Origin of the sequence: Streptomyces sp. cmx-4-9, assembly GCF_046548835.1 — a bacterium.
Lineage (GTDB): Bacteria > Actinomycetota > Actinomycetes > Streptomycetales > Streptomycetaceae > Streptomyces.
The window spans coordinates 1-14,663 of sequence record NZ_JAEBEE010000019.1 but is presented as its reverse complement, the minus strand read 5'-3'; the positions used below and the strand labels follow the sequence as shown (position 1 = coordinate 14,663).

The following is a 14,663-nucleotide window of genomic DNA, read 5'->3' as shown; positions in this document are numbered from 1 at the left end:
TCCCATACATGTTCACCAGCACCGGCCCCCCGACCCCATGCCGCTCAAACCACTCCCCCAGACGCCACACATCCAACGCCTCACCACCGAACACCACACACCGCAACACCAGACCGGAACCCAACCCCGGATTCTCCCGATCCGCCTGCATCAACTGATAGAAAGCCGACGGCGTCTGATTCAACACCGTCACACCCTCCTCAACCAGCAAACCCAAAAACTCCACCGGAGACCGGCTCACCGAGAACGGCACCACCACCAACCGCCCCCCGACCAGCAACGGCCCCCACAACTCCCACACCGAAAAATCAAAAGCAAAAGAATGGAACAACGTCCACACATCATCCGCGCCGAAACCGAACCACCGATCCGTCGACCCGAACAAACGCACCACATTCCCATGCGGCACCACCACACCCTTGGGACGCCCCGTCGAACCCGACGTATAAATCACATACGCCGGACTCTGCGACCACACCCCACCCAAAAGCTCCCCCGCCACCAGATCCGCACCCGACCCGCCGGCCACCTCCCCCACCACATCCACCGCATCCACCACCAACACCGGAACCCCCAAACCCTCCGGCAAACTCCCCGCACACCCCTCCGTCACCAACACCAACGACGGACCCGCATCCCCCAGCACATACGCCACCCGATCCGCCGGATAATCCGGATCCACCGGCACATACGCACCCCCCGCCTTCAACACCGCCAGCACCGCCACCACCAAATCAACCGACCGCGGCAACACCAACCCCACAAAACACTCAGGCCCCACCCCACGCGACACCAACACCCGCGCAAGCCGATTCGCCCGCGCATTCAACTCCCCATACGAAACCGAAACACCCCCACACACCACCGCGACACGATCAGGAGCCCGCCCCACCTGCTCCTCAAACAACCCCGACAACGTCACCAACCCACCACCCACACCCCCACCCCTTACAGACCCACCCCCATTCCAATCCACCAACAACCGCTCCCGCTCCACCCCACCCAGCAAATCCACCCCGCCCACCGGCACATCGGTGCCGATGTTCGTGAGACGCGTGAGGAAGCGCAGGAAGCGCTCCTGGTGGTCGGCGAGTTCCTCTTCGCCGTAGAGACCGGGGTTGCCCTCGAAGTCGATCTGGAGGCCCTCGCCGTCGGACTGCGGGTAGACGACCACGGACAGGTCGTCCGCCGGCCCCAGGTTCAGGCTGTGCACCGTGGACGTGCAGTCGCCGAAGGCCAGTCGGGCGCCGAAGGTCATGATGTTGACCTGCGGGCCCACCAGGCGCTGGTCGTCCTGGAGGAGTCCGAGGTCCCTGCGGATGTCCTCGTAGCGGTACCGCTGGTGCCGCATCGTGGCGCGCATCTCGTGGGAGGTGTGGGCCAGCAGCTCGGGCAGCGTCATGTCGGGCCGGACCGTGAGCCGCAGCGGGAGCACGTTGGAGACCATGCCGGGGGTCCTGAGGGCCGTCCGTCCGAGCCGGGTGGTCACGGGCAGGCCGAGGACGGTCTCCGTGCCCCGGGTCAGCGCCTGGTGGTAGGCGCCGAAGGCGGCCGTCACCGCCACCACCCACGGCACCCCAGCGTCACGGGCTGCCGTGCGCAGGGCCTGCGTGGCCGGCCCGTCGAGGTGGCCGGTCCGGCGCAGCAGCCCGTGCGGGGTGACGGGGCGGCTGCCGGACAGGCTCACGGGTACCGGCCTGTCGCCGAAGCTCTCGGTCCAGTGCGCCTTGTCCTGGACGTACTCGTCCGACACCCGGTAGCCGGCGTCGGCGTCCACCAGGTCCCGCAAGGACCCGAAGGGGCGGTCCCCGCAGGGCTCGCCGGAGACGAGGGCGGTGTACAGCTCCGCGACCCGGCGGCCCACCAGGGCGCTGCTGAATCCGTCGAGCGCGATGTGGTGGCAGCGGTGGTACCAGAGGGACCGGTCCGGCCCGGTGCGCAGGAGTGCGTGGGCGAACAGCGGGTCTGCCAGGAGGTCCACGGGGCGGGACAGTTCCTCGCGCATCCAGGCCTGGGCGGCGCCGTCCGGGTCGGGTTCGGACGTGAGGTCGAGCCGGGTGAAGTGCCAGTCGTCGTCGGGTCCGACGCTCTGGCGGGGGCCGTCCGCATCCTCGCAGAGCCGGATCCGTGCCGCCTCGGTCTCGGAGACGGTACGGCGTACCGCTTCCTCGAACCGCTCGGCGTCCAGCCGGCCGTGGATCTCCACGTACTGTCCGCCGTTGTAGATGGGGTTGTCCGGGTCCAGCCGCTGGGCGAACCACATGCCCCGCTGGGCGGCGGTCAGCGGGAACCAGGCTTCCTGTCGGTCAGACATGGCGTTTCATCCTCGGTCGGATCCGGCGGTGCAGAGGGAGCGGGCGGCGCGGGCCGGGGGCCGGTGAGGGGTTCACCGGCCCCCTTGCGGGCCCGGGTTCAGACGGCGGCGTCCATCGCCGCGGCGAGGCTCTTGGGCCGCATGTCGGTCCAGTTCTCGTTCACGTAGTCCAGGCAGGCCTGCCGGTTGTCCTCACCGTGCACGGCGGTCCAGCCGTCCGGGATCGCGACGAAGGCGGGCCACAGGGAGTGCTGGCCCTCGTCGTTGACGAGCACGAAGTAGGAGGTGTCCGGGTTCTCGAACGGGTTGCTCATGTCGGGTGCCTTTCGGTGTGGATGCGCACGCGTTCCGGGTCGGAGCGCGTGAGGTTCAGTGCAGGGACCGCAGACGCGCGGTCAGGACCCGGCCGACCTCGCCGATGGGCCCGGGCTGGGTCATCTGGCCGTGGTTGCAGTCCATCCGGACGATGTCCAGCGGCTGCGCCACGTACGGCTCCCAGGAGGCGACGTCGGGGGGCATCTCGCCGCGGTCGACGGCGGCGAAGAAGTACAGGACGGAGCCCTGGTACACCCCGGGGACGTACTCCCGGAAGATCGTGTTGATGTTGCTGTAGGCGACGTACATGCTCTCCAGCTGGTCCTTGTCGAGGGCGCCGAGCGCCATGCCCGACTCGCGCAGCAGCACGGCGACGGTGGCCGCGTCCACCGGCCCCTCGTACCCGGTGATGCCCGCGCCTTCGAGCAGGCCGAGCAGCCACTGGTGCTCCGTGCCGAGGCCGCGCCGCAGGTCGCCCTCGTAGTCGTTCTCCGCGGGGTACGAGTCGAGCATGGCCAGCAGGGCGACCTCCTCGCCCCGTGCCTGGAGGATGGTCGCCATCGCGTGTGCGGCCACCCCGCCGAAGGACCAGCCCAGCAGGTGGTACGGGCCTTCGGGCTGGATCAGTTTGATCTGCTCCAGGTAGTCCTCGGCCATCTCCTCCAGCGTCTGCGGCAGGTTCTCCCGCCGGGTGAGCCCGCGGGCCTGGAGGCCGTAGACGGGGCGGTCGGGCTCGATGTGGCGGAGCAGCCCGTAGTAGTCCCAACTGGCGCCCATGCCCGAGTGGATGCAGAACAGCGGCGGCAGGTCGCCCCGGGAGCGCAGCGGCAGCATGACCTCCAGCGGGTCCCCGTCGCTCCCCTGGACCATGCGTTCGGCCAGGCGGGCCACGGTGGGGGCTTCGAAGAGGCTCCGGATCGTCAGGTCCACTCCGAACGCGACCCGGATGCGGGCGGCCAGTTCGGTGGCGAGCAGGGAGTGTCCGCCGAGGTCGAAGAAGTTGTCGTCCATCCAGACCCGGGGCAGGCCCAGGACCTCCGCGAACAGTTTGCACAGCGTCTCCTCGCGGGGCGTGCTCGCACCGCGCCGGTTCGAGTCCTCCCCGAACGCCGGCAGCGGCAGGGCCCTGCGGTCGACCTTCCCGTTCGCCGTCAGCGGCAGCTGCGCCAGCACGACGACGGCGGACGGCACCATGTACTCGGGCAGTGCCCCGGTGAGGTGGCTGCGCAGTTCGGCGGATCCGGCGGTGCCTTCGGGCCGCAGGGTCGCGTAGGCGATCAGCCGCTGGTCCCCGGGGGTGTCCTCACGGACGACCACCACGGCCTGGTGCACGGCCGCGTGCCGGACCAGCGCGGCCTCGATCTCGCCCGGCTCGATGCGGAAACCGCGCAGCTTGACCTGGTCGTCGGCGCGGCCCAGGAACTCCACCTCCCCGTGGGAGTTCCAGCGGGCCCGGTCCCCGGTCCGGTACATCCGCGCGCCCGCCGCGCCGAAGGGGTCGGCCACGAAGCGCTCGCCGGTGAGGGCGGGCCGGCCGAGGTAGCCGCGGGCCAGTCCGGCTCCCCCGATGTACAGCTCTCCCGCCACCCCGACCGGGGCCGGGCGCAGGGCGTCGTCGAGGACGTAGACGCGGGTGTTGTCCAGGGGCCGCCCGATGGGGAGGGCCCGGCCCGGCTCGGGCGGCCGGGACATCCGGTGGCCGGTGGCGAAGGTCGTCGTCTCCGTCGGCCCGTACCCGTTGACCACGGTGAGGCCGGGGTGCGCCGCCAGCAGGCCGCGCACCGCGGCCGGCGAGACGACGTCGCCGCCCGCCCACACCTCCCGCACGTGGGCGAAGCTCTCGGGGGCCTCCTTGGCCATCAGGGAGAAGAGGCCCGCGGTGAGCCACAGCGCGGTCACCTTCCCCCCTTCCAGGGCCGCACGCAGCACGTCGGCATCGAACTCCCCCGGGGGCAGCAGCACCGACTGGCCTCCGTTGAGCAGCGGAACCCACATCTCGTAGGTCGAGGCGTCGAAGGCGTGCGGGGAGTGCAGCAGCACCCGGTCGTGGCTGCCGCCCCGCCATCGGGAGTCGAGGGCCAGGTGCGCCACGTCGCGGTGCGTGGTGACGACGCCCTTGGGAGTGCCCGTCGAACCCGAGGTGTAGATGGCGTACGCGGGGCAGTCGGCGGAGAGGGGTGCGTGGCGGTCCGTCGGGCCCGGGTCGGTGTCGGCCAGGGCTGCCACCCGGGCCATGACCGCCTCGTCGTCGAGGAGGATGCGGGGGACCGCCGGGGTGAGGTCCGGGTGCACCCCGCGGGTGGTGGTGAGGACGGCGGCGGGCGCCGCGTCCGCGAGCATGAAGCGGATGCGGTCCGCCGGGTATCCGGGGTCCACCGGCAGGTAGGCGGCGCCGGCCTTCAGCACGGCGAGAACGGCGACGAGCAGGTCCGCGGTGCGGGGCAGCGCCACGGCCACGTACTGCTCGGGGCCCACGCCCTCTTCGATGAGCAGCCGGGCGAGGCGGTTGGCGCGGGCGTTGAGCTGCGCGTACGTCTCCTCGGTGCTCCCGGCCAGCACGGCGGTGCGCTCGGGCGTCCGGCGGACCTGGGCCTCGAAGAGTTCGGGGAGGCTGCCCGTCGTGACGGGGACGGCGGTGTCGTTCCATTCCTCCACGACCTGGCTGCGCTCGGCGGCGTCCAGCAGGTCGACGGTGCTGCACGGTGCGTCCGGGGCGGCGGCCACCGCGGCGAGCAGTCGGCGCAGACGGGCGCCGAGTCGTGCCACCGATGCCCGGTCGAAGAGTTCGGTGCTGTAGCGGATGGCCCCCGCGATGCCCTCGGCGGAGCCGTCGGCGGAGAACTGCTCTGCGAGTTCGAAGTAGAGGTCGAATTTGCTGGAGCCCGTGTCGACCGCTTGCGCGGCCACGTCCAGGCCGGGCAGGTCGACCTCGGGCTCGGCGTTGTCCTGCATGCTGAGCATGACCTGGAAGAGGGGGTGGCGGGCCAGGGAGCGCTCCGGGTTGAGCACCTCCACCAACCGCTCGAAGGGCACGTCCTGGTGCGCGTACGCCGCCAGGTCCGTTTCCCGCACCCGCGCCACCAGCTCACGGAACGTCGGATCGCCCGACACATCCGTCCGCAGCACCAGCGTGTTCACGAAGAACCCCACCAGGTCGTCCAACGCCTCATCGGTACGCCCCGCAACCGGCGTCCCCAACGCGATGTCCTCACCCGCACCCGACCGCGACAGCAGCAGGGCGATGGCAGCCTGCACCACCATGAAGACGCTGGCCTGCGCACCGCGGGCGAGCAGCTTGAGTTCACGGTGGAGGGCGGCGTCCAGCCCGATCTCCAGGGTGTCGCCGCGGAAGCCCGACATGGCCGGGCGGCTGCGGTCCACCGGCAGCTGCAACTCCTCCGGCAGGCCGGTCAGTGTCTCCTTCCAGTAGGCGAGCTGCCGGGAGATCGCACTCTCGGGATCGTCCTCGCTGCCCAGGACGTCCTGTTGCCACAGCGCGAAGTCGGCATACTGCACCGGCAGCGGGGGCCACTGCGGCGCCTCTCCGCGCAACCGCGCCGCGTAGGCCACGGACAGGTCGCGCGCCAGGGGCGCCATCGACCAGCCGTCCGCCGCCACATGGTGGAGCACCAGGCACAGGACGACCTCGGCGGACCCGACCGGTTCGAACAGGGTGGCCCGGAAGGGCAAGTCGGTCAGCAGGTCGAAGCCGCGGCTGACTTCGGCCGTCAGAGCGGCCGGCAGGCTCGCCTCCTCGGTCTCCACCACGGTCAGCTCGGCGCCGTCGGCCGACAGGTCGACGAGCGTCCGCACGGGCTTGCCGTCCGCTTCGGGGAACACCGTCCGCAGGGTCTCGTGCCGGTGGGTGACATCGGTCAGTGCGGCACGCAGCGCGCCCCGGTCGACATCGCCGGCCAGCCGCACCACGAAGGGGATGTTGTAGCTGGCAGCGTGCTCCTCGAAGCGGTTGATGATCCACTGCCGGCGTTGGGCGAAGGACAGCGGCACCGTCTCGGGGTGCGGTTGCGGGACCAGGGCCTTGCGGGCGGCGGCCGCGGTGTCGAGCCGGCCGGCGAGCGCGGCGGGGGTGGGGTGCTCGAAGAGCTCCCGGACCTCCAGCTCGGCCCCCAGTGTGGAACGGATGCGCGACACCAGCCGGGTCGCGAGCAGCGAGTGGCCCCCGAGCTCGAAGAAGTTGCCCTCCGCGCCGACCCGGGGCAGTTTCAGCACCTCGGCGAACAGGCCGCACAGGATGTCCTCCTGCGGCGTCATCGGGGCGCGTCCGGCGGTCAGGGACGTCAGGTCGGGGGCGGGCAGCGCCTTCTTGTCCAGTTTGCCGTTGGGGGTGAGCGGGAGCGCGTCGAGGAGGACGAAGGCTCCCGGGACCATGTGGTCCGGCAGGTGCCGCGCCGCCCCGCGGCGCAGCTCCGCCTCGCTGAGCCGCCGCCCCTCGACGGGTACCGCGTAGCCCACCAGCCGCTTGTCCCCCGCACGGTCCCCCTGGACCGTCACGGCGGCCTGGGCGACACCGGGCAGGGCTGCGAGGACCGCCTGGACCTCGCCCGGCTCGATGCGGAACCCGCGGATCTTGACCTGCTCGTCCGAACGCCCGATGAACTCCAGGACGCCCTCGGCCCGCCAGCGGGCGGTGTCGCCGGTGGCGTACATGCGCTCCCCGGGGGGTCCGTACGGGTCAGCGACGAACCGCTCGGCCGTCAGGGCGGCCCGGTGCAGGTACCCCCGCGCCAGTTGGCCGCCGGCCAGGTACAGGTCGCCCGGGACACCGGGGGCCACCGGGCGCAGCGCAGGGTCCAGTACGTAGGCGCGGGTGTTGGCCGCCGGTCCGCCGATCGGCGGGACTCCGCCGTCGGCCGTGAGCGGCGCGCTGAACGTCGACACCACGGCCGCTTCCGTCGGACCGTACGCGTTGACCAGGCGGCGCCCGGCAGACCAGCGTGCGATCACCTCGGGCGGGCAGACCTCGCCCCCCGTGACGACGGTCTCCAGCAGCGGCAGGCGGGCCGCGGGCAGCGTGGCCAGCACCGAGGCGGACAGCATGACGTGCGTGGCGGCCTGCTCCTCCAGCGCCGCGGCCAGGTCCTCGCCGACCAGCTGGCCGACGGGCAGCACCAGGGCGGCGCCGGAGAGCAGCGCCATCAGGACGTCGCCCACGGACGGGTCGAAGTTCGTGGACACCGCCTGGAACACGCGGCTGCGCGGACCGACACCCAGCGTGTCGATGTGCGCCGCGGCCATGCCTGCCGCGCCGGCGTGCGGCATCACCACCCCCTTGGGGCGCCCCGTGGATCCGGAGGTGTAGATCACGTAGGCGGGGTGGCCGGCGTCCAGCGGGGCGGTGCGCTCCGCGTCGGTGACGTTGCCGGCGGTGAAGGCGGCGAGGTCCGCTTCCGGCACGGGTGCGGAGAGCGTCAGGGCGGGTGCGGCGTCCTCCAGCATGTACGCCACCCGGTCGGCCGGGTACTGCCGGTCGACCGGGACGTAGGCGGCCCCCGCCTTCCACACGCCGAGCACGGCAGTGATCCAGTCCGGTGAGCGCGGCAGTGACAGGGCCACCCGCTGCTCGGGGCCGACCCCCTGCCCGATCAGGTGGCGGGCCAACCGGTTGGCCCGGGCGTTGAGTTCCGCGTACGAGAGCCGTTCCTCGCCCTGGACCACCGCGACGGCTTCCGGGGTCCGGGCGGCCTGCGCTTCGAACAACTGCGCCAACGTGCCCCGGGGGACCTCGCGCGCCGTGTCGTTCCACTCCGTCAGGACCTGGCGCCGGACGGCCGGTTCCAGCAGGTCGAGCCGGCCCGCGGGCCGTTCCGGGTCGGCGGCGACGGCCTCGAAGATCCGGACGAGTCGGGCCAGGCAGTTCTCGGCGGTGGCCCGGTCGATGAGGTCGGGCCGGTAGGCGAGCCTGAGCATGAGTTCGCGGCCCGGCCCGGCGGCGAGCGCCAGCGGGTAGTGGGTGGCGTCCCGGCCCGAGCCTCCCGAGACCTGCGCTCCGGTGGTGGAGGACTCCAGGGCCTCGGTGTCCACGAACTGGTTCTCGAAGACGGTGGCGGTGTCGAAGAGGTTGCCGAGGCCGATGGCGCCCTGGATGTCGGTGAGGCTCAGGAACTGGTGGTCCATCACCGCGATCTGCTGTTCCTGGAGCCGGGAGACGAGGGCGCCCAGCGACTGCTCCGGGTCCAGGCGCACCCGGACCGGCAGGGTGTTGATGAACAGGCCGACCATCGTCTCGACACCGGCGATCTCGGGGGGACGGCCCGAGACCGTGGTGCCGAAGGTGACGTCGCTGCGGCCGGTCAGGGCGCCGAGGAGCAGCCCCCAGGCCGCCTGGACCAGGGTGTTCATCGTCCAGTCCCGGCTGCGGGCCAGGCGGGACAGGGAGGAAGTGAGTTCCTCGGACAGCGATCCGACGACGTTCTCGGGTTCCGCCTTCACCTGGGCCGGGGCATCGGGCACGAGCAGGGTCGGTGCGCCGACCCCCTCCAGTACGGTGCGCCACGCCTGCTCGGCGGCCGGCCGGTCCTGCTTGGACAGCCACAGCAGGTATTCGCGGTACGGAGTGACCGGGGGCAGCTGCGAAGCGTCGCCGCGGGCGGCGTACAGCGCGAACAGCTCGCCGATCAGGATCGGGGAGGACCAGCCGTCCGTCAGGATGTGGTGGCGGGTCATCACCAGCCGGTGCCGGTCCTCGCCGAGCTTGACGTGGGTGAACCGCATCAGCGGCGGGCGGGCCATGTCGAACCTGCGGGCCCGGTCCTCGTGGAGGACCCGTTCCAGTGCGGCGTCGCGCTCGTCGGCGGGCAGAGCGCCGAGGTCCTCCTCCTGCCAGCGCAGCGGCACCTCGCGCCGGATCACCTGCACGGGGCGCTCCCCCTGCACGCGGAACCCGGCCCGCAGCACGGCGTGCCGCTGCTGCAGGGCCCGGGCCGCCAGCTGCATGGCGCCGGCGTCGAAGTCGGCGCCCAGGTGGAAGACGCTCTGCACGGTGTAGAGGTCCAGGCCCTGCGTGTCGTACTGCGCGTGGAAGAGCAGGCCCTCCTGGAGCGGGCCCAGGGGCAGGACGTCTTCGATCCGGGACTGCTTCACCGTGAAAACTCCTCGTCGTCCTCGTCCAGCTCGTCTTCCAGCTCGTCTATCTGCGCCTGGGTGAGGCTGACCAGGGAGAGGTCCGACGGCACGGTGGCGCCTGCGCCCCCCTGCGCCACGTGGACCACCAGCGCATCCAGCGCCCGTGCCCAGCCCTCGCTGATCTCCCGCACCTCGCTCTCGGTGAAGAGCGCGCTGGGCCACGACCACACGGCCGTGAGGCGCGGACCCGACCGGTGGTCCTCGGTGAGGGCGTTGACCGACAGGGCGTGCGCAATGGGTGCGTCCTCGTCCAGCAGGCCGGGGATCTGGTCGGCCGCCGGGGACCAGTCGCCCGCGGCCGAGAGATCGGCGGGAGCGAAGCGGCCGAGGTAGTTGAAGCCGACCTGCCGGGGCAGGTGCTCGGCCAGGACGGTGCTGGTGTCCGCGTTGACGTGGCGCAGCAGGCCGAAGCCCATGCCGTTGTCCGGCAGCGCCGCGAGCTGCGCCTTGACGGTGCTCAGGGCGGCCCCGACGGCCGGACCGCCGGCCCGGACCTGCGCCCAGTCCACCTCCCCCGGGTCCAGCCGGACCGGGTGCACGTCGGTGAACCAGCCGATGGTGCGGGACAGGTCGACGCCGTCGACGAACTCCTCGCGGCCGTGCCCTTCGAGGTCCACCAGGACCGCATTGTCCTCACCGCCGCCCCGGCTGCGGCGCCAGTCGGCGACCGCCAGCGCCAGGGCGGTCAGCAGGACGTCGTTGACTCCCGCGTTGAAGGCGGCGGGGACCGTGGTGAGCAGGGCGGTGGTGCACTCCGCCGAGAGCTTCTGCGTGACCAGGCGCAGGGTGGCCATGACATCCTGCGTCGGGTCCAGCGGCCGGTCGGTCAGCAGCTCGTCCGGCACGTCGAGCAGGTCGTTCCACAGGTCGAGCTGCCGGGTCCGCTCTGCGGTGTACGCGGCCTCCTGAAGGTGCTCGGCCCAGCGCCGGAAGGAGGTGCCCACCGGTTCCAGGACGGGCTGCTTGCCGTCGGCCAGTGCCTGCCAGGCGGCGGCGAGGTCCGTCTCCAGGATGCGCCAGGACACCCCGTCCACCACGAGGTGGTGCTGCACGAGGAGGAGTTCGCCCGAACGGTCCGGGCCGGCGTCGTACCAGACCGCCTGGAACATGGCGCCCTGCTCGGGGGAGATGCGGTCCCAGGCCGCGTCGGAGCGCTCCTTGCGGACCGTGCGCAGGGCCTCGCCTTCGAGGCCGCTCACGTCCACCCGCTCCACGCAGTCGGCGGCGCGCACCGACCCGCGCCCGCGGATCTCCAGCTCCCATTCGCCGCCGTTGACCGCGCGCTTCAGCGTCATGCGCAGCGCGTCGTGGTGGTCGAACACCGCCTGCAGGGCATCCGCCAGCCGCTCCAGACCCAGCCCCGCAGGGACCCGCAGGACCTTGGACTGGCTGTAGCGGCCGATCGGACCGCCCCGCTCCCGCAGCCGGTGCATGACCGGCAGCAGCGGCATCCTGCCGGTCCCGGTGTCCGCCCCTTGCACCTTGGGGGCCTTGACCCCGCCTGCCGCGGCGGCCAGCGCCTCGACGGTCTTGTGCTGGAAGACGGCGCGCGGGGTGACGGCAAGGCCTGCCTTGCGGGCGCGGCTGACGAGCTGGATGGAGACGATGCTGTCGCCGCCCAGGTCGAAGAAGCTGTCGTCCACACCGACCTCGGGCACGCCCAGCAGCTCCTGGAACAGCCCGCACAGGATCTCTTCCGCCGGTGTGCGCGCCGCGCGCGCCGCGCTCTCGGCCCCGTACTCGGGCGCGGGAAGTGCCGCGCGGTCCAGCTTGCCGTGCACGGTGAGCGGCAGGGCGTCCAGGACGACCACGGCCGCCGGGACCATGTACGCGGGCAGGTGCTCGCCGAGGCTCTTGCGCAGTGCGGCCGGGCCGGGCCTGCCGCCGTCCGCGGCCACCACATAGCCGATGATCTTCCGGTCGCCGGGTGTGTCCTCGCGGACCACTGCGGCGGCCTGGGTGACGGACTCCTGCTGGAGGAGCGCGGACTCGATCTCCCCGAGTTCGATGCGGTGGCCGCGGACCTTGACCTGGTCGTCCACCCGTCCGAGGTATTCGAGGTTGCCGTCCGCCCGCCGGCGGGCCAGGTCGCCCGTGCGGTACATGCGCGCGCCGGACGGCCCGTACGGATCGGCGACGAAGCGTTCGGCCGTCAGCGAGCGCCGGTTGAGGTAGCCGCGGGCGATGCCGGCGCCGGCGATGTACAGCTCGCCCGCGACGCCGGGGGCGGTCGGGCCGAGCCCGGCGTCGAGGACGTAGAGCCGCGCGTTGGCCTGCGGACGGCCGATCGGTACCGGCCCGGACGGCACCTGCGCGCCCGGCTCGATCCTGAACTCCGCGCAGTTGACCGTGGCTTCGGTCGGTCCGTACACGTTGAGGACAGCCGCCTGCGGGTGCCGGGCCCGCCACTCGGCGAGCATGTCGCCGAACAGCGCTTCGCCGCCCATCAGCAGTTCACCGGTCGGGGAGAAGGCATCGGGCAGGGAGCCCAGCAGCGGCAGGTGGCTGGGGGTCGCCTTGAGGAAGGTGCACGGCGCGTCCCGCAGCCCCTCCGGCACCGCCGTTTCGTCGCCCTCCTCCAGGGCGGTCAGGTGGACGGTCCCGCCGACCACCAGCGGCGTGTACAGCGCGGTGACCGTGAGGTCGAAGGAGAGCGTGGAGTGCAGGATCGCGGCGCCGCGCGCGCTCGGGTACGAGGCTCCGGTCCAGGTCAGGTAGTCGGCGACGGAGCGGTGCTCGACCACGACTCCCTTGGGCGCTCCGGTGGAGCCGGAGGTGTAGATCACGTACGCCGGATGGGACGGGCGCAGCGGCGCGCGCCGGTCGCCGTCCACAGGGGCACGGGCGGAGCGTGCCGCGATGGCGGCGGCGGTGTCCTCCTGGTCCAGGACCAGGAGCGGCGCCGTGGCGGACCGCAGGGCGGGAGCGGTGGCGCCATCGGTGAGCACGAGGGCCGGCGCGGCGTCGTCGGTCATGAAGCTGATGCGCTCGGCGGGGTACTCCGGGTCGACGGGCAGGTACGCGGCGCCGCTCTTGAGCACGGCGATGGCCGCGACGACCTGTTCCGGGGAACGGGGCAGGGCGATGGCCACCAGCTGCTCGGGGCCCGCGCCCAGGGCGATGAGGTGGTGGGCGAGCCGGTTGGCCCGGGCATCCAGCTCGGCGTACGTGAGGGAGTCCTGCCCGTGCACCAGCGCGGTGCTTTCGGGTGTACGCCTCGCCTGCGCCTCGAACAGCTCGGGCACCAGCAGGTGCGGAACCTCGCGGGCCGTGTCGTTCCACTCCACCAGGACGCGGTGGCGCTCGGCCTCGTCGAGTACGTCGATGCGGCCGACGGCCTGCCCGGGGTCGAGGACGGCGGAGTCGAGGACGCGGACGAACCGCGTCAGCAGGTTCTCGGCCGTCTCGCGGTCGAACAGGTCGGAGCTGTAGCGGAGGTAGCCCTCGATGCCCTCGGGGGCGCCTTCGTCGCCGAAGCGCTCGGCCAGCTCGAAGGAGAGGTCGAACTTGCTGGTCGCGAGGGCGACCGGCTCCTCCGTGGAGGCCACCCCGGGCAGGTCGGCCTGCGGTTCGGCGTTGTTCTGGAGGATGAGCATGACCTGGAAGAGGGGGTGGCGGGCGAGGGAGCGTTCCGGGTTGAGCACCTCCACCAACCGCTCGAAGGGCACGTCCTGGTGCGCGTACGCCGCCAGGTCCGTTTCCCGCACCCGCGCCACCAGCTCACGGAACGTCGGATCACCCGACACGTCCGTCCGCAGCACCAGCGTGTTCACGAAGAACCCCACCAGATCGTCCAACGCCTCATCGGTACGCCCCGCAACCGGCGTCCCCAACGCGATGTCCTCACCCGCACCCAACCGCGACAGCAACGCCGCCAGGCCGGCCTGCACCACCATGAACAGACTCGACCGGCACTCCCGCGCCAACGCCACCAGCCCCCGGTGCAGCCCCGGCTCCAACCGGAACCCCACCGCACCGCCCGCACCGCTCAACGCCACCGGCCGCGGCCGGTCCACCGGCAGCGACAACTCCTGCGCAAGCCCCGCCAACGCCTCCTCCCAGAAGGCGAGCTGCCGCGAGACCGCACTGGCCGGATCCTCCTCACTGCCCAGCACCTCCCGCTGCCACAGCGCGAAGTCGGCATACTGCACCGGCAGCGGCGACCACCGCGGCACTCCGCCCCGCACCCGCGCCCCGTACGCCACCGACAGATCACGCAGCAGTGGAGCCAGCGACCACCCGTCCGCCGCGATGTGGTGGATCGTCAGCAGCAGGACGCACACGTCGGCTTCGAGCTCGAACAGCCGGGCCCGCAGCGGGGTCTGCGTACGGAGGTCGAAGCCGAGGGCCGCCTCTGCGGCGAGGGCGCCGGCCAGCTCCGACTCCGTGGTCTGACGTGTCTCGATCCGCACGTCCGTGCGGTCGAGGAGGGTCTGGCAGGGCGTGCCGTCCTGTTCGGGGTAGAGGGTCCTGAGGATTTCGTGGCGCTCGACCAGGTCCGTCAGCGCAGCCTGCAGCGCCGCCCGGTCCACCGCCCCCGTCAGACGCACGGCGAACGGGACGTTGTAGGCCGCCGTCCCCTCCTCGAAGCGGTTCAGGAACCACTGGCGGCGCTGGGCGTACGAGAGGGGTACGGCATCGGGGCGGGCCCGGGGGGTCAGCGCGATGCGTGCGGCGCCCGCTCCGGACACGACGGCGGCCAGGCGGGCAGGAGTCGGCGCCTCGAAGAGTTCGCGGATCTCCAGCTCGACACCCAGCGCGGAACGCACCCGCGACACCAACCGCGTCGCCAGCAGCGAATGACCACCCAACTCGAAGAAATGGTCATCCACCCCCACCCGCTCCACACCCAGCACCTCACCGAACAGCCCGCACAGAATCTCCTCCTGCG

4 protein-coding genes are annotated in these 14,663 nt (G+C 72.0%); all 4 read right to left on the bottom strand.

Features of this window, described 5'->3' with window-relative positions; translation table 11 throughout:
* A partial coding sequence (locus tag ACLJTM_RS34430) for an AMP-binding protein (RefSeq protein ID WP_411107762.1) occupies positions 1 to 2,314 on the bottom strand: 2,314 nt, incomplete at its 3' end.
* A 98-nt stretch (positions 2,315 to 2,412) separates the two neighbouring features.
* A complete protein-coding gene (locus ACLJTM_RS34425; RefSeq protein WP_411107761.1) occupies positions 2,413 to 2,628 on the bottom strand; it encodes an MbtH family protein in 216 nt (71 codons plus the stop codon).
* A 55-nt stretch (positions 2,629 to 2,683) separates the two neighbouring features.
* Entirely contained in the window at positions 2,684 to 9,730 is a 7,047-nt protein-coding gene (locus tag ACLJTM_RS34420; protein ID WP_411107760.1) for an amino acid adenylation domain-containing protein, read from the bottom strand.
* A complete protein-coding gene (locus ACLJTM_RS34415; RefSeq protein WP_411107764.1) occupies positions 9,727 to 14,640 on the bottom strand; it encodes an amino acid adenylation domain-containing protein in 4,914 nt (1,637 codons plus the stop codon). The genes ACLJTM_RS34420 and ACLJTM_RS34415 overlap by 4 nt, the downstream gene beginning before the upstream one ends.
* Between the last annotated feature and the right edge of the window lie 23 nt (positions 14,641 to 14,663).